At 70.6% G+C, this 17,308-nt stretch carries 12 protein-coding genes; 8 read left to right on the top strand and 4 right to left on the bottom strand.

Annotated features, from left to right (window positions below; all coding sequences use genetic code 11):
* Positions 1-3: 3 nt before the first annotated feature.
* Entirely contained in the window at positions 4-1,059 is a 1,056-nt protein-coding gene (locus B7K22_RS08160) for a LacI family DNA-binding transcriptional regulator (RefSeq protein ID WP_234983358.1), read from the bottom strand.
* Between the two features lie 285 nt (positions 1,060-1,344).
* On the opposite strand from B7K22_RS08160, the gene B7K22_RS08155 reads away from it, so the two are divergent.
* From B7K22_RS08155 to B7K22_RS08135, 5 genes are all read left to right on the top strand, one after another.
* Positions 1,345-2,730, top strand: a complete 1,386-nt coding sequence (locus tag B7K22_RS08155) for an ABC transporter substrate-binding protein (RefSeq protein WP_084039424.1) — start codon at positions 1,345-1,347, stop codon at positions 2,728-2,730.
* Positions 2,731-2,809: 79 nt separating this feature from the next.
* Complete coding sequence (locus B7K22_RS08150) at positions 2,810-3,781, top strand: carbohydrate ABC transporter permease (RefSeq protein WP_084039905.1); 972 nt, start codon at positions 2,810-2,812, stop codon at positions 3,779-3,781.
* Complete coding sequence (locus tag B7K22_RS08145; protein WP_084039423.1) at positions 3,778-4,689, top strand: carbohydrate ABC transporter permease; 912 nt, start codon at positions 3,778-3,780, stop codon at positions 4,687-4,689. Before B7K22_RS08150 ends, B7K22_RS08145 begins: the two co-directional genes overlap by 4 nt.
* A 79-nt stretch (positions 4,690-4,768) precedes the next feature.
* Positions 4,769-6,295, top strand: a complete 1,527-nt coding sequence (locus B7K22_RS08140; RefSeq protein WP_084039422.1) for an alpha-N-arabinofuranosidase — start codon at positions 4,769-4,771, stop codon at positions 6,293-6,295.
* Entirely contained in the window at positions 6,292-7,686 is a 1,395-nt protein-coding gene (locus B7K22_RS08135; protein ID WP_084039903.1) for a glycoside hydrolase family 5 protein, read from the top strand. The genes B7K22_RS08140 and B7K22_RS08135 overlap by 4 nt, the downstream gene beginning before the upstream one ends.
* 61 nt (positions 7,687-7,747) lie before the next feature.
* Here the strand turns inward: B7K22_RS08135 and B7K22_RS08130 are convergent, their stop codons facing one another.
* Together B7K22_RS08130 and B7K22_RS08125 are read right to left on the bottom strand one after the other, a co-directional pair.
* Positions 7,748-9,373, bottom strand: a complete 1,626-nt coding sequence (locus tag B7K22_RS08130) for a beta-xylosidase (RefSeq protein WP_084039421.1) — start codon at positions 9,371-9,373, stop codon at positions 7,748-7,750.
* A 147-nt stretch (positions 9,374-9,520) separates the two neighbouring features.
* Positions 9,521-10,699 carry a glycerate kinase gene (locus B7K22_RS08125; protein WP_371327662.1) on the bottom strand — a complete coding sequence of 393 codons (1,179 nt, stop codon included), beginning with the start codon at positions 10,697-10,699 and terminating at the stop codon, positions 9,521-9,523.
* Between the two features lie 383 nt (positions 10,700-11,082).
* On the opposite strand from B7K22_RS08125, the gene B7K22_RS08120 reads away from it, so the two are divergent.
* The 3 genes from B7K22_RS08120 (at position 11,083) to B7K22_RS08110 (ending at position 15,817) form a co-directional block, all read left to right on the top strand.
* Positions 11,083-11,736, top strand: coding sequence for a nucleoside triphosphate pyrophosphatase (locus B7K22_RS08120; RefSeq protein ID WP_084039420.1), 654 nt, complete (start codon positions 11,083-11,085; stop codon positions 11,734-11,736).
* 170 nt (positions 11,737-11,906) lie between these two features.
* Positions 11,907-13,694 (top strand): biotin carboxylase N-terminal domain-containing protein, encoded by a 1,788-nt coding sequence (locus B7K22_RS08115; protein ID WP_084039419.1) that lies wholly within the window; start codon positions 11,907-11,909, stop codon positions 13,692-13,694.
* Between the two features lie 20 nt (positions 13,695-13,714).
* On the top strand, positions 13,715-15,817 hold the full coding sequence (locus tag B7K22_RS08110; RefSeq protein ID WP_084039418.1) for a hypothetical protein: 2,103 nt from the start codon (positions 13,715-13,717) through the stop codon (positions 15,815-15,817).
* A 3-nt stretch (positions 15,818-15,820) separates the two neighbouring features.
* On the opposite strand, the gene B7K22_RS08105 is transcribed toward B7K22_RS08110, so the two are convergent.
* Positions 15,821-17,221, bottom strand: a complete 1,401-nt coding sequence (locus B7K22_RS08105) for an NAD(P)H-quinone dehydrogenase (protein ID WP_234983357.1) — start codon at positions 17,219-17,221, stop codon at positions 15,821-15,823.
* Positions 17,222-17,308: the final 87 nt, after the last annotated feature.

The raw sequence follows: 17,308 nt of genomic DNA, 5'->3' as shown, positions 1-17,308 counted from the left end.
CCGTCACGACAGCGCGGTGCCGCTGCTGTCATCCAGTCGGACGTCACGCGGCTGCGGAAAGCCGGTCGACTCGCGACGCACGATCCCGAAGTCAGGCTTGATCCGTCGCGGAGGTCGCCGCTCCCCCTTCTCCTCGATCCGCTCCACCAGGAGGTCGACGGCGATTCCGGCGATCTTCGCGCGGCCGGGGTCCACGCTCGACAGCGACGGCACCGCGAAGTGCGCCTCGTCGATGTTGTCGAAGCCGATCACGGCCACGTCCTCCGGTACCGCGACGCCGGCCTCGCCCAGGGCGCGCAGCGCTCCGAGAGCGAGCGTGTCGTTGAGCGCGAAGACCGCGTCGAACTCCACGCCGGCGCGCAGGAGGAGCCGCATGGCGTGGGCGCCGTTCTCCCGATGCCACGGCGCCGTGACCCGCACGAGGTCGGGGTCGTAGGGAATGCCGGCGGCGTCGAGCGCCTGGCGATACCCGCGCACGCGGAGGTCTGACGAGCGGAGCGTCTCGCGCCCGTCGGGATGCGCGCCGAGGACGGCGATCCGCCGGCGACCCACCTCCACGAGATGCTGGACGGCCGCGCTCGCGGAGCTGATGTTGTGCATCGTCACGTGATCGGTGGGTCCGCCGAAGATCCGCTCGCCCAGCAGGACCAGCGGAAAGGGCACGTCGAGCAGGTCGCGGTCCTCCTGCCCCAGGCGCTCGGGGCTGAACAGGAGTCCGTCCGTCATCTGCAGCGACCGGCCAGCGAGGATCTCGAGCTCGCGCTCCCGGTCGCCGCCCGTCTGCTGGACGAGCACGCCCAGCCCACGTCGGTCCGCGGCGCGGATGATCTCATCGGCGAGCTCAGCGAAGTAGTTCTGGCGTATGTCGGGGACGGCGAGCCTGATCACGCCGGTCCTGCCTGAGCGCAGGCCCCTCGCGGTGAGGTTGGGCCGGTAGCCGAGCTCGTCGATGGCGGCGAGCACTCGCGACCTGGTTCCCGCCTTCACGTGCTGGTACTCGTTGACCACGTTCGAGACCGTCTTCACGGACACGCCAGCCACACGCGCCACGTCGTGCATCGTCGGCCCCATCGCACCCTCACTCTGCCTTCCACGCTCCGCGAGCGCCGTGTTCGTACCCTACCTGCGGCGGGTCGCCCACCGAACGTCACGATCGCGCAACGAACTGTTGACAGCCCCCACCACGCCGACGATACTGTCGTCTACAACGAGAATATACAACGTTGTAAACCGAGTCGCCTCTCTCGCGCTCGACCCCGGCACCGGAGCCGGCGTCGCGACCTCAGGCGGATCGGGACATGCACCGACAACGACGTCCGACGCATCTCGAAGGGAACGACACCAGTGAAGACCAAGCCGATCATCGCCGCCGCGTCCGCCATCGCGCTCGCGGCCACCCTCGCGGCCTGCTCGTCAGACGGCGGCTCCTCAGCCTCGCCGTCCGGCTCCGCGGGTCAGCCGGAGGGCAACGGCGGCGGCGACGCCGCCTGCACCAACACGATCCCCAAGCCCGACCTGCCGGTCGTCACCATGTGGGCCTGGTACCCGAACATGCAGCTGGTCATCGACAACTTCAACGAGCAGCACGACGACGTCCAGGTCTGCTGGACCAACGTGGGCCAGGGCGGCGACGAGTACGACAAGTTCCAGACGGCGATCGCCGCGGGCACCGGCGCCCCGGACGTCATCATGCTCGAGGCCGACCGCATCCCGACCTTCCAGATCCAGGAGGCGCTCGTGGATATCAGCGGCCTTGGGGTCGAGGATGTGCGGGCGAACTACAGCGAGGGCGCCTGGGAGGACATGACCATCCGAGGTGGCGTCTACGGGGTGCCGGTCGACGGCGGGCCCCTCGCGATGATCTACCGCGAGGACATCTTCGACGAGTACGGCATCACTCCTCCCACCACGTGGGACGAGTATGCCGAGGCGGCGCGGACCGTTCGCGACGCTGGCGGCCCCCTGTTCGGCGACTTCGCCGCCAACGTCTCCGCGCTGAACATGGCTCTCCAGATCCAGAAGGGGGCGGAGCCCTTCACCTATGACCCGGACTCGCCCGAGACCATCGGGATCGCGCTGAACGACCAGGCGTCCAAGGACGTGCTCGAGTACTGGGCCGGACTCGCTGAGGAGGGCCTCGTGGGCACGCAGGACCAGTTCACGCCGGAGTACATCTCCGGAATGGTCAACGGCGACTACGCGACGTACATCTCAGCCGCGTGGGCACCGGGGTACCTCACCGGAGCCGGCGTGGGCGAGGGCGCGGACGAGGGCACCTTCAAGGTCGCACCTCTGCCGCAGTGGGACCCGGCCAACCCGGTCGAGGTCAACTGGGGAGGCTCCGCGTTCTCGGTCACGAGCCAGGCGTCCGACCCTGAGCTCGCGGCGAAGGTCGCGCTCGGCGTCTACGCCGACGAGGCGTCGCTCACGGACGGGTGGACCAACCAGGTCATCTTCCCGTTGAACAACAACGCGCTCGACGACCCCGCCTTCGAGGATCTTGAGGTGGAGTTCTTCGCGGGCCAGCAGGCGAACAAGGAGGTGTACATCCCGGCCGCGCAGGCGTACTCGGGATTCACCTACGCCCCGTTCGGCCAGTTCTACTACGACGCGATGACGGAGCAGGTGGCGAACATGCTCGCCGGCGACATCACCGGATCGGAGGCGGCGGACAGGATCCAGGAGACCGTGGTCCAGTACGCCGAGGAGCAGGGCTTCACCGTCCAGTGACCCCCACCGCATGGGCCGGCTCGGGACCTCACCGAGCCGGCCCGTGCGCGTCCGATCAGCCTCGACCATGGGAGCAGCCATGACCACACCGATCGACGAGGACGCCGGAGCGCACGCTCACGACGACGCTCCTCGCCAGACCTCCGTCCGTGCCCGCACGAGAACCCATCGCGAGCCGCTGCGCCGGCAGCTCACCGGCTGGCTGTTCGTCGCGCCCTTCGCCCTCGTGTTCCTCGCCTTCCTCGTCGCGCCGCTCCTGTACGCCCTGTACCTGAGCCTCTACCGGGACGCCCTCATCGGCGGACGGCGCTTCGTCCTCTTCGACAACTACGTCAAGGCGTTCACCGACCCGAGCTTCATCGAAGGCGCCTCGTTCGTCATTCGGTTCTCGCTCGTGCTCATCCCCCTCCAGATGGTGATCTCACTCGCGATCGCCCTCATGCTCGACACGCTCACCAACCGGTTCATGCGGACCTCGCGGCTCCTGATCTTCCTGCCGTATGCGATCCCTGCCGTGATCGGCGCCCTCATGTGGGGTTTCCTCTACAGCCGCAACTTCGGGCCGCTCACGGACGTCTTCGGGCTCATCGGCCAACCGGCGCCGGACTTCCTCAGTCGCGATCTGATCTTCGCTGGCCTGCTGAACATCGTCGTGTGGCAGTGGGCCGGCTACTACATGATCATCCTCTACGCCGCTCTGCAGGGCATCGATCCCACGCTCTACGAGGCCGCCCGCATCGACGGCGCGTCGACCATGCAGATCATCCTGCGCGTGAAGATCCCCCTGATCATGCCGGCACTGGTGCTCATCCTCGTCTTCGCGCTCATCGGCACGCTGCAGTTCTTCAACGAGCCGCAGATCCTCAGGTACCTCGCGGCCGGCACCATCGGGCCCGACTTCACCCCGAACATGTACGCGTACCAGCAGGCGTTCTCCCTGGCGAACTTCAACTACGGCTCGGCGATCTCGTTCGCGCTCGGAGCGGTGGTGTTCGTGTGCGTCTACATCTTCATGTTCGTCACCCGCAAGCGAGGGAGCTTCCTGTCATGACGACCACCGCACAGACCTCGCAGCCCGGGCGGACGGCGTCCACGACGCCCACCCAGCGCAAGCCGCACCCGTACCTCCCCATGCAGGTGCTGCTCGCGTTCCTCGTGGTGTACTTCCTGATCCCCTTCTGGTGGGTGATCGTCAACAGCTCCAAGAACGCCTCGGGGCTGTTCGGCGGCAGCAACGCCCTGTGGTTCGCCGAGGACATCGACTTCGTGGGCAACGTCGTCGACCTCTTCAGCTATGACAACGGGATCTACCTGCGCTGGCTCGGCAACTCCGCCGTGTACGCATTCGTGGGAGGCGTGGGTGCGACCGCGCTCGCCGTGCTCGCCGGCTACGGGTTCGCGAAGTATCGCTTCGCGGGCCGCCGGTTCAGCTTCGCGGTGCTGCTGGGCGCCGTGATGGTGCCGCCGACGGCACTGGTGATCCCCACCTTCATCCTGTTCTCGCAACTGGGCATCACCAACACCATGTGGGCGGTGATCCTCCCGACCCTGCTCAATCCGTTCGGCGTCTATCTCATGCACGTCTACTCGCGTGACGCGGTCCCCGACGAGCTCATCGATGCGGCGCGCGTGGATGGGGCGGGCGAGTTCCGTGCCTTCCTCCAGGTGGCGCTGCCGCTGCTGCGACCGGCCATGGTGACGGTGCTGCTGCTGTCGGTCGTCGCGTCGTGGAACAACTACTTCCTCCCGCTCGCGATGCTCTCGGACAACACGCTGTACCCGGTGACCGTGGGCATCGGCCAGTGGCAGGGCATCGCGTCGGCGAACAACGCGGGCGGCACGTCCCTGTGGAGCATCATCATCATGGGAGCGCTCATCTCGGTGATCCCGCTGATCATCGCCTTCCTCAGCCTGCAGCGCTACTGGCGCGGCGGGCTGTCGATCGGAAGCCTGAAGTAGACATGCCGACACGGGGCCGGCCGCCGCCGGGTCGCGGCGACGATAACGTTTTCCAACGACACCTAGGAACCTGAGGACCATGATTCGCGCACACCTGACCGTTGACCCCCACTTCGCCGTCGGCACGATCGACCGCCGCCTGTTCGGCTCGTTCCTCGAGCACCTCGGTCGCGGCATCTACGACGGCATCTACGAGCCGGCCCACCCCACGGCCGACGAGGACGGCTTCCGCTCCGACGTGATCGAGCTCGTGCGAGAGCTGGGCGTGACGGCGGTGCGCTACCCGGGCGGCAACTTCGTGTCCGGCTACCGATGGGAGGACGGGGTGGGACCGCGCGAGGCGAGGCCGCGCCGGCTCGACCTCGCCTGGCACTCGACGGAGACCAACGAGGTGGGTCTCGACGAGTTCGCCACGTGGCTGCGCAAGGTGGGCTCCGAGCTGGTCTACGCCGTGAACCTCGGGACCCGCGGCGTGCAGGAGGCGCTCGACGTCCTCGAGTACGCGAACATCGCGGGCGGCACCACGCTCGCGGATGCCCGTGTCGCGAACGGCACCGCACAGCCGCACGGAATCCGCATGTGGTGCCTGGGCAACGAGATGGACGGCCCCTGGCAGCTGGGCCACGGCACGGCGCAGGACTACGGACGACTGGCGTCCAAGACGGCGCGCGCGATGCGCCAGATCGACCCCGACCTCGAGCTGGTGGCGTGCGGCAGCTCGAGCGCACAGATGCCCACGTTCGGCACGTGGGAGCGGGAGGTCCTCGAGGAGACGTACGACGACGTCGACTTCATCTCGTGCCACGCCTACTACGAGCCCAAGGGCGATGACTTCGGCAGCTTCCTGGCCTCGGCGGTCGAGATGGACCGCTTCATCGACTCCGTCGTCGCGACCGCCGATCACGTCAAGGCCGTCCGCGGCAGCGACAAGACCATGCAGATCTCGTTCGACGAGTGGAACGTGTGGTACCAGTCGCGCTACAACGAGGTGGACCGCATCACCGACCCCCAGTCCTGGCCCGTCGCACCGCGAATCCTCGAGGACTCGTACTCCGTCATGGACGCGGTGGTGTTTGGCAACCTGCTGATCTCGCTGATCCGTCACGCGGACCGGGTGACCTCGGCGAGCCTCGCCCAGCTGGTGAACGTGATCGCCCCGATCATGACGGAGCCGGGCTCCCACGCCTGGCGACAGACCACGTTCTTCCCGTTCGCCGTCACGTCACGACTGGCCCGCGGCGAGGCGCTCGAGCTCCGCCTCGAGTGCCCCACCTACAGCACCGCCCTGCACGGTGAGGTGCCGCTGGTCGACGCCGTGGCGACGCACGACCGCGCCTCGGGCGGTACGGCGGTCTTCCTCGTCAACCGCAGCGAGACCACCGAGGCCGCGCTCGAGATCGACACGCGCATGCTCGGCGCCGTCTCGGTGCACGAGGCGCATACTCTCGCCGACGACGACGTGCACGCCAGGAACACCAAGGACGACCCCGAGCGCGTGGGACTCGTCACGAACGAGACGGTGACGATCCAGGACGGCACCGCCTCCGTCACGCTCCCGCCGGTGTCGTGGACCGTCATCACGCTGCGGTCGGAGCAGGCCCGATGACCGCCGTCGCGACCCCGGCGATCCTGCGCGTCAACGGCACGCGCATCGTCTCCGGGGATGAGACGGTGATCCTGCGCGGCTTCGGCCTGGGCGGCTGGATGAACATGGAGAACTTCATCAGCGGGTACGCGGGGAGCGAGTCGCAGCAGCGGCGCGCCCTGCACCGGACCTTGGGCGACGAGGGGTACCGCCGCTTCTTCGACCGCTTCCTCCACGACTTCTTCACGGACGACGACGCGGCGCTCATGGCATCGCTGGGACTCAACTCGCTCAGGGTGCCCTTCAACTACCGGCACTTCGAGGACGACAGCGCACCGTTCGAGATCAAGCGCGAAGGGTTCGAGCTGCTGGATCGGGTGGTCGATGCGTGCGGACGGCACGGCATCTACACGATCCTCGACCTGCACGCCGTCCCGGGCTCGCAGAACCAGCACTGGCACAGCGACAACCCCACGCAGTGGGCGCATTTCTGGAGTCAGCGACAGTTCCAGGACCGCGTCGTCCACCTGTGGGAGCAGATCGCCGAACACTATCGCGGCAACGCGTGGGTCGCGGGCTACAACCCCATCAACGAGCCCGCGGACGCCCACGGCGACAGCATCGGCCCGTTCTACCGGCGGCTCGAGGCGGCCATCAGGTCCGTGGATCCCGACCACATCCTGTTCCTCGACGGCAACCGCTACTCGACCCAGTTCGACCAGCTGGGCGACCCGCTCCCCAACTGCGTCTACACCGCTCACGACTACGCCCTTCCCGGGTTCGTCGATGGCGGGCCCTACCCTGGCACCAGCCGCGGCCAGCACGTCGACCGCGACGTGGTCGAGCAGACCTTCCTCACTCGCACGGCGTACATGCGCGAGACCGGAACGCCCATCTGGGTGGGCGAGTTCGGCCCCGTCTACACGGGCGACGCCCGGCGGGACGATGAGCGCTTCCAGCTTCTCGAGGACCAGCTCGGGATCTACCGTCGTCACGAGGCGAGCTGGGCGCTCTGGACGTACAAGGACATCGGCCTGCAGGGCCTCGTGTCGGCCCGACCGGATTCCGGCTATCTCACTCGCATCCGGCCTGTCCTCGAGAAGAAGGCCCGGCTGGGCGTGGACTCCTGGGGCTCCACCGACGCGCAGGTGCGCGACGTGCTCGACCCGATCGAGGACCTGTTCGAGCGCGAGTTCCCCGAATTCGCGCCCTATCCGTGGGGCGCCAAGCGCTGGATCCACGGCCATGTGCGTCACGTCATGCTCGCCGAGGCGATGGTGGACGAGTTCGCTCGCGCCTTCGCGGGAGTCACGCCGGACGAGGCCGAGTCGCTGGCGCAGGACTTCTCGCTGGAGCGCTGCCAGGTCAGGACGCGGCTCGCACGGATCCTCCAGCAGGACTCGGAGCGATGAGTCGAAAGGGGCGGCCGGCCCAGGCCGAGGCCACCGCTCGGCTGGGTGACGGCGCCGCGATCTAGCTTCGGGAGATCCCCAGCACCGCCCACGGCGGCAGTGTGAACGAGAGGGTGAGCACACCATCGGGCGACACCTCGAGCGACTCGCGTGCGAGCGCATCGGCCTCGCGGCGCAGCTCCCGCTCCTGCTCGCGGGTGAGGTTGATCGGCTCTCCCATCGCATGCCAGGCGCGCGCCGGGTTGCCGTGGTCCAGGTCGAGCCGCACGAGCTCGTACGACGATCCCGGCTCGAGGCCGCCGATCCGCAGGTCGATGTCGAGCGGCGGTCCCTTGGCCTCGAGCCGAGCCGCCTCCGCATACGAGTCGCAGGCGGCCACTGACGCGCCCGCCATGTCGGTGGGATAGTTGACGAGCACCGCTGACATGACCCCCGTGGCGCTCGAACGCGTCACGACGCCGTGCTCCCACCCGTGCACCAGCTCGTCGCCCAGGCGCGACAGCATCTCGAAGGCGTGGAACGTGGGCTTGCGGATGCCGCGCTCGTTCACCATCCCGAAGCCGCCGTGGAACGGGCCGATTCCCGCACCGCCCTCCTCGAAGATGTCGGTGAAGGTCCAGTAGGAGATCGAGTCGGCCAGGCCCGCGCAGCGCAGGTAGGCGCGCGTGATGTACGTGGCCCCGAAGACGGTGTCGTGGATGCGGTCGCGACTCGATGGCGAGCTGGACCACTCGGAGATGTGGATCTCGGCCCCAGCGTACTCGGAGGCGTCGAGGACCTCGCGCAGCTGCAGCAGGTCCTCGCGCGTCGCGTCGGCGTGCCGGGTGATGGGAACCAGCTCGTCATCGGCGGCGAAGGCGAAGTCCGTGGGATACAGGTGCGTGGAGACGAAGTCGACCGGCAGGTCCCGCTCGGCGCAATAGTCGAGCAGCTCCCGGATCCACACGGGCCGCCAGTCGAGCGTGTCAGGGTCGGCGGCTCGGGCTGTGGCGGCCTCGACGGTGCGATCCTCCGTCTCCCCTGCGTAGCGGTCGTCCGGGACGAACACGGACGTGGACGGTCCGCCCACCATCAGTGCCCCATCGATGGCCTTGAGGGCACGGGCCGTGTGCTCGTAGAGCTCGAAGTACTCCGAGCGAGTGCCCGTCCAGAAGTGCGGCGTGAGATTGGGCTCGTTCCAGATCTCGAATCGCCACGTCCGCACCTCGTCGATGCCGTAGCGCTCGATCCAGTGGCGCACCGTGGCCTCGACGAGCGACACCCACCCCGACATGTCGCGGGGAGGCGAGCAGTGAGCGCCCCACCAGAAGACGGTGCGGTGCTGCGTCGCGAGACCGCTCGGCATGAATCCCAGCTCCACGAAGGGCTTGATGCCCATCTCGAGCAGCGCATCGAACAGCGAGTCGACGTAGCCGAAGGTGTGCACCGGCTCAGCCAGCGTGGCATCGGGTCCGAACCCGCTTCCGTAGGTCGCGCGGTGCACGAACATGTCGTCGTGGAAGAGCCCGTGGAAGCGGATGTACCTGAAGCCGATGCGCTCGACCGCCTGGGAGAGCTGACGCTGCCAGTCTGCGCGCAGGCCCTCGTTGGCGCGGCCCGCGCCCACGCATTCGCTCCACACGTGATGCAACGGCGAGGTCCGCGCAGTCTGCAGGTCGATGTCCGTGGACGGTCGTGATGGCGGCATCTGCGGCGTGCTTTCTGACGGGGTCTCGGGTGACGTGGCGGCCAGCGCCGAGACGACGGACTGGCCACCTCATCGTGCCATCTCGGAGCCGCGCGCGACGCCGCCTGCACGCGCGCGCGGCCGCCTGGGCATGCGAGCGCGGGGCGGCTAGGGAGACCCTGAGACCGGCGCCATGCTCCAGCGCATGCGAGCGAGCAGGCGGCCCGCCCCGCGCAGCCACGCGAGGGCGTCCGTCCTCGCGGCGCGCGACGAACCGGCGAGATCGGTGAGAGACACCGCGGCCGCGAAGGCGCCGACGGGCGCGTCGATCGATCCCGCGACGAGCGCGACGGGCACGCCAGCCGCGGCGGCGCGGCGCGACACCTCGGACACGACCTTGCCGTGCCATGACTGGCCGTCGAAGCGGCCCTCGCCGGTGACGATCAGGTCCGCGCGCGCGAGCGCGGCGTCGAGACCCACGGCGTCCGCGACCGCCGCGGCGCCGGGGGTCAGCTGCGCGCCCCACACGGCGAGGCCGTACGCGGTGCCGCCGGCCGCGCCCATGCCGGGCGCGTCGGGGTCCACCGCGCGCTCGGGCCACTGGGCGGAGACGAGACGTGCGAGACCAGCCAGCGCCGCATCCATCCGGGCGATCTGGTCCGCGCTCGCGCCCTTCTGCGGCCCATAGGTCACGGCAGCACCGCATGGGCCGGCGAGGGGGTTGGCGACGTCGGTGAGCACCGCGACGCCCCCTGGCGGCAACGCGACGAGGCCGTCGAGCGTGACCCGGTCGAGCGACTCGAGCCCTCGTGCGCCGAGCGCCACCTCGGCACCGGCGGCGTCGACGAAGCGGGCGCCGAGAGCCCTCAGCGCGCCCGAGCCTCCGTCAGTGGACGCGGAGCCGCCCACGGCGACCAGCAGCCTCCGAGCGCCCGCGTCGAGCGCCGCCGCGATGGTCTCGCCGAGCCCCAGGGTGTGCGCATCCATCGGCGTGGGCGCGTCCAGCGAGGTGATCGCGCTCGACTGGGCGAGCTCGATCACGGCCGTGGGGCCTCCGGGGCCGACGAGCATCACCCACGCAGCGTCCACCGCACGGGAGTCCGGCCCGCTCACGCGTGCGGCGTGCTGCGCCGCGCCGGGCGCTGCCCCGAGCGCATCGAGGGTGCCCTCGCCGCCGTCCGCCATGGCACGCACATCGACGTCGACGTCGGGGGCGACGGCTCGCCAGCCGTCCGCGAGCGCGGCCGCGGCATCCCTCGCGGAGGCGGTGCCCTTGAAGGAGTCGGGCGCGATCACCACCCGCATGGGTCCGTCGCCCTTCGCTCGCGCACGACCGCGCAGGCCCACCGTCTCGCAGCCTCGCCGGGCGCCGAGCCCGCTCGTCCCTGCGTCGCGCTCCGGGGCCAAGGGCGCGAGGCCGGTATGCCGGGACCTGCGCACGGCGCAGTGCGCCTCTTCTGCCAGCGCCTCGTCCACATGATCGCCACGCTATCTCCAGCGGGCCGGGTGCGCGTCGCCGTCCGCCGCGCGCATGGGCTCGGCACGCACCTCACGGCCGCAGCGCGGCGCCGACACGGATCGCTTCGCCGTCCGCGGCTCGCGGCACGCAGCGGGGCAAGCCGTGCGCGGTCGGCGGCTGGGACTGCCGATGCGGGCTCACCCCCGGCAGGCAGCCGCGGTCGCCAGGCATCGGGGGTGGAGAGCGGCACGGCTTGGATACGATCTCCGGCATGGCCGTGCCCTTCCTCCTCGCATCCCGCTCGCCCGCCCGGCTCGCCACCCTGCGGTCGGCGGGGGTCGAGCCGCGGGTCGAGGTGAGCGGCGTGGACGAGGACGCCCTGCTGGATGCCGCGCGGGCGGCCGCCGCGGCCGCCGGCACCGTGCTCGCACTGCGCGATCAGCCGTACCTGCTGGCCCGCGCCAAGGCGGACGACGTCGTCGCCCGCCTGGACCCTGACGCCATCGTGCTGGGCTGCGACTCCATGCTCGAGCTCGATGGCGAGATCCTGGGCAAGCCCCACTCGCCCGAGATCGCCATCGAGCGCTGGCGCGCCATGCGCGGGCGCACCGGGGTGCTGCACAGCGGCCACGCGATCATCGACAACCGGCACGGCGTGCGCGCGTCGACCGGCGCAGCGACCATCGCGGGCGACACCTCGTCGACGGTGGTCCACTTCGCCGACCTCACGGACGACGAGATCGAGGCCTACGTCGCGACCGGCGAGCCGCTCCACGTCGCAGGGGCCTTCACCGTCGACGGCCTCGGCGGCCCGTACGTGACGGCCATCGAGGGCGACTACCACGGCGTCGTGGGCGTGAGTCTGCCGCTGCTGCGGGTGCTGCTGCGGAGCTTGGGCGTCGACTTCCACGAGCTCCGGGCCTAGGGCCGTATTGTGGAAACGCCACAACCTACGCGGCCGTAGCCCAAGGAATTGCCAAGTCGGTTGTAGGAAACCCACAAGCGCATCGTCGCGACCTTAGCCCGGCGACCAAAGATCACGCGCGCTCCCCGCACCATGGGGGATGCGCGCAGGGCCCGCGCTACCGTAGCCGCGTGTCCCCCTTCTCCTCGGTCCTGGTCGCCAACCGCGGCGAGATCGCCGTGCGGATCATCCGCGCGTGCGCCGACGCCGGCCTGCGATCGATCGCGGTCTACGCGGAGCCCGATCGCGATGCGCCTCACGTGCACCTCGCTGACGAGGCGTACTCGCTGGGCGGGGCCACGGCTGCAGAGACCTACCTCGACATCGACAAGATCGTGGACGTCGCTCGCCGATCGGGGGCGCAGGCGGTCCACCCCGGCTACGGCTTCCTCGCGGAGAACTCCGCCTTCGCGCAGGCCGTCATCGACGCCGGGCTCACGTGGATCGGGCCGTCGCCTGCCGCGATCGACGCCCTGGGCGACAAGGTCAGCGCGCGGCACATCGCGCAGCGCGCAGGAGCCCCGCTGGTGCCTGGCACGAAGGATCCCGTGGCGAACGCCGAGGAGGTGCTCGCCTTCGCCGACGAGCATGGCCTGCCGGTCGCCATCAAGGCGGCGTTCGGGGGCGGCGGCCGCGGCCTCAAGGTCGCCCGCACGCGGGAGGAGATCCCCGAGCTGTTCGACTCCGCCACGCGCGAGGCCGTGGCGGCATTCGGGCGCGGCGAGTGCTTCGTCGAGCGCTTCCTCGACCGTCCTCGGCATGTGGAGACGCAGTGCCTCGCGGACCGCCACGGCAACGTCGTGGTGGTCTCGACGCGCGACTGCTCGCTCCAGCGCCGCCACCAGAAGCTCGTGGAGGAGGCGCCCGCGCCGTTCCTCACGGACGAGCAGAACCAGCGGCTCGTCGAGGCGAGCAAGGCGATCCTCGCCGAGGCCGGCTACGAGGGCGCGGGCACGTGCGAGTACCTGGTCGGCACCGACGGCACCATCAGCTTCCTCGAGGTCAACACTCGCCTGCAGGTCGAGCACCCCGTGACCGAGGAGGTCACCGGCGTGGACCTGGTTCGTGAGCAGTTCCGCATCGCGGCCGGCGAGCCGATCGAGACCCTCGAGCCCATCACGCGCGGCCACTCCTTCGAGTTCCGCATCAACGGTGAGAACCCCGCACTGGGCTTCATGCCGGCTCCTGGTCGGATCAGCACGCTGCGCTTCCCGACCGGTCCGGGCGTGCGCATCGATGCCGGCGTGCGCGAGGGCGACACCGTGTCGGGCAACTTCGACTCGATGATCGCGAAGGTGATCGTCACCGGCGCCACGCGAGAGCAGGCGCTCGAGCGCTCCCGACGAGCGCTGCGCGAGATGGAGGTCGAGGGCATCCCCACGGTGCTGCCGTTCCACCGAGCCGTGCTCGACGCGCCCGAGTTCTCCGCCGCCCACGGCTCCTTCGGCGTCTACACGACGTGGATAGAATCGGAGTTCGCGGAGCGGATCGCTGATCTGGGGAGCGCGGGAGCAGGCGCCGACCCCGCCGCCGAGCACGAGCTCACCGAGCGCGTGGTCGTCGAGGTCGGCGGCAAGCGCCTCGAGGTGGTCCTCCCCGCCTCGCTGGCCCAGGCCGGCCGGGCGAGCGCCCGACGCGGCGGGCCCACCAGGCGAGCCGCGCGGCGCGGCAACGGCGGTGCCGCCCGCACCGCATCGGGAACGTCGCTCGCCTCCCCGATGCAGGGCACCATCGTCAAGATCGCCGTCGAGGAGGGCGCGATCGTCGCCGAGGGCGACCTGATCGTGGTCCTCGAGGCGATGAAGATGGAGCAGCCCCTGGTCGCCCACAAGGCGGGCACGGTCACGGGCCTCTCACACGCCGTGGGCGCGTCCGTGAGCTCGGGCACCGTCATCTGCGAGATCGCCGACCCCGCCTGACCCCCGGTACGGTGGCGGTCATGAGCACCGTGTCCTCACTGGCGAGCCCCGCGCGCCGCACGCTGGCCTTGGTCGCCGTCGCCTCGTGGCTGCTGGTCGACTCCATCAGGGGCGCGGGACCGCTCCTCGGGAGCCTTGCCGACGACAGCGGCGCGCTGGCCCTGGCGGCGGCGGTCGCCGCCTTCGCGGCCGGCGGCGTGCTCGCGTGGCTGTGCGCGATCGCCGGCCGTCACTTCGGACCGGGCACGGTGCTCCTGTTCATGCTCGCCGTCGTCGGCGTCCTGCGCCTGGGACTGCCGCTGCTCGACGGCCTCTGGCTCATCAACGCGGGGCTGTACCTGCTGGCCCTCGCGATCACGACGGTCGTGCTGGCCGCACGCATGGCGCTTGGCAACGGCGGACCGGCGACCACCGTCGCGGGCACCGCGCTGGGCGCCGCTGGGGCGGTCGCCGAGCAGACGCTGCTGCGCACCTGGGATGCGGTGTGGCGGGGGGATCTCTCGGGCTGGCTGGCGATGGGGGTGCTCGCCGTCCTCGCCGTGTCGGTCGGGTGGCTGTGCCGCGGACTCGAGCCCGTGGGAGCGTCGCGCGGCTGGTGGGCGTACGGCCTGCTGTGGGGCCTCATCGTCGCCCTAGTCGCGAACGTCGCCTGGGTGAACGCCCAGGCCGAGGTGCGCATGTCGACAGGGGCGGCGCTGGCGATGGTCTCGCTCGTGACCGCCGCCGCACTCGCGGCCCAGGCGCCGCGCACCTCGCGGCTGGTCGTCGCCATCCTCGCGGCGGTCGGCCTGGCCGCGCTGGGCATCCTGCTGCTGCGGCCTGGCATGACCGCTGCCGTCGCGCTGCCCGTGGCCTCGGCCGTCGCGGCGCTGTCTGCCGCCGTCGTGCTGCGGCCTGCGGACAGCTCGCCGATGCGCCGGCTGGGGGCAGCGACGGTGTTCGGGCTGGCGCTCGTGGCGGCGCCGCTCGCCGCCCAGCTGGACGCGGTGATGGGGCTGCCGGGGCCCGCTGAGTCCGGGTTCATCATCACGGGCGCCGCCCTCATCGCCGGCGGGGCATGGGTCGCGTGGCAGAGCAAGGCTCCGGCCGGACCCGACACCGTCGAGAGCGCCGGCCCCGACGGGCCGCAGGTCGGGAGCGGGGCTCACACGTCTCGCGGGGCACAGTCTCGCGAGCCGTGGATCGCTCCCGGCGTGCTCGCGGGCGCCGTGGCGGGGCTACTGGCCGGCGGAGGCCTCGCCTTCTGGACGGCCGCGACGTTCGAGACCGAGCGCGCGCTGTCCAAGGACTTCCTCATCGCGCCGTCCGTGATGACGTGGAACCTGCACGCGGGCGTCACCCCGCGCGTCACCGGCGGACCCGGGGTCGCGCTCCACGACATCGCGTCGACCATCGAGAGCTCGGCCGCCGACGTGATCATGCTCCAGGCCGTCGACCGGGGCAGGCTCATCGCGGGCGGCACGGACATGCTCGAGTACCTCGCGGGCGAGCTGCGCCTTCCCTACGCGTACGGTGACGCGCACCAGCGACAGCTGGGCAACGCGATCCTGACCTCGCGCGCGCACGGCGACCCGCGCAGCATCGACCTGCCCACTGGGCCCGACGGCGTGCGTCGCAGCGCCGTCGCGGTCGACTTCATGGGAGCGACGTTCGCGACGGCCCGCGTGGCGGGCGGGAGCGAGCTGCAGGCCGATGCGCTGGCAGAGTGGCTCGACGTCGCTCAGCCACTCGTCGTCGGCGTCTCGCTGGGCGAGCAGGCCTCCGATGGCACCATCGCGGCTCTCGCTCAGGCCGGCTTCACCGACGCGCAGCAGGAGCTGGGGGTCGCGGGGCCCACGTACCTCGGCAGCGACCCCGACGGGCTGGAGACCGCGACGCGCGATCACCTGCTGGGGCGCTCCGTCTCGTTCTCGAGCTTCGAGACCATCGGGGTGGGATGGTCGAACCATCTCCCCGCGCTCGCGCGCGTGACGACCGGCGCATCGGCGCCCACCGACGTCGGCGACGACGTCAACGAGCCCCAGCCCGAGGCGGGCGTGAGCCCCAGCCCGTCGCCCAGCCCGACAGCCTCCGCGAGGCCCTCGGCCGGCGCAGCGGCGACCCCCAGCCCCGACGAGGAGTGACGCCTACGGCTGCTGCGGATCGCGCATGCCGTGCAGGCGCCGGGCGACCTCGGAGGTCGTGCCAGACAGGGACGGGTAGACGGTGAAGGTGCTCGCCACCTGGTCGACCGTCAGGTGGTGGGCGACGGCGAGCGACAGCGGAAAGATGTGCTCGCCGGCGCGCGAGCCGACGATGACGGCGCCGAGGATCTGTCCCGTCACCGTGTGGCCGAAGATCTTCACGAAGCCCGCGTCGATGCCCAGCATCTTCGCGCGAGGATTGCGAGCGAGCTCGAGCGTCGACACCTCGTAGAAGATGCCGCGATCCTTGAGCTCCGCCTCGGTGGCGCCCACCGATGCGATCTCGGGCGTGGTGAAGACGTTCGAGGCGACGTGGCGCAGCTCGATGGGCTGGACGGCGTCGCCCAGCGCGTGGGCCATCGCGATGCGGCCCTGCGTCGCGGCGACGGAGGCGAGCGGCAGCAGACCCGTGCAGTCGCCCGCGGCGTAGACGCCGCGGGCGCTCGTGCGCGAGACGCGATCGACCACGATGTACCCGCGCTCGTCGACCGCGACGCCGGCCTGCTCGAGGCCCATGTCCTGCGTGTTGGGCACCGAGCCCACCGCCATGAGGCAGTGCGAGCCCTCGATCCTGCGACCGTCGGCCAGCGTCACCGCCACGCCGCTGCCGGTGTTCTCGACGGCCTGGGCGCGGGCGCCGCCGATGACCGTCATGCCGCGCCCGGCGAACACGTCCTGGATGAGGTGCGCGGCCTCCGGATCCTGGGTGGACAGCACCCTCTCTCCGCTCGAGATCAGCGTCACGTCCGAGCCGAGCAGCCGGTACGCGCCAGCGAACTCCGCGCCCGTCACCCCCGAGCCCACCACGATCAGGTGCTCGGGCACCTCCTTGAGGTCGTACAGCTGGGTCCAGGTGAAGATGCGGTCGCCGTCAGGCTGCGCCGTCGGCAGGATGCGCGGTCTCGCGCCCGTCGCGACGAGGATCGCGTCCGCGTCGAGCACCTCGTCCTCCACCTCGACCTGGGTGGGGCCCACCAGGCGCGCGTGGCCGCCGATCACCCGGATGTCGTTCTTCGCCATGCGGGTCGCGATCTCGTGCGACTGCTTGAGCACGAGCTTGCGGATGCGCGCATTGATCGCCTCCATGTCGACGATGTGCTCGGAGAACTCCGCCGAGTCCGAGCCGTCGGTGTCGCGGATTCCCAGCTGCGGAGCGCGATCCGCGATGGTGCGCCACTCGGCGGTGGCGATGATGGTCTTCGAGGGGACCACGTCGGTGAGGACGGCGTTGCCTCCCAGGCCCTGACGCTCGATGAGCGTGACCTCGGCGCCCTCCTTCGCCGCGACCAGTGCCGCCTCGTATCCGCCTGGGCCTCCGCCGATGATCACGATGCGTGTCGCCATGCATCCATTGTTCCGCATCGCGCCCAGACCCGGCGCCCTCGGCCTTGCCCCTTCCCTGCCCCCGGCGCGGTGAGGCCTTGGCAGGTC

Origin of the sequence: Demequina sp. NBRC 110053 (assembly GCF_002090095.1) — a bacterium.
In the GTDB taxonomy this organism is placed as follows: Bacteria; Actinomycetota; Actinomycetes; order Actinomycetales; family Demequinaceae; genus Demequina.
Note: the sequence above shows the minus strand (reverse complement) of the source record. Positions and strands in the feature narration are given on the sequence as shown.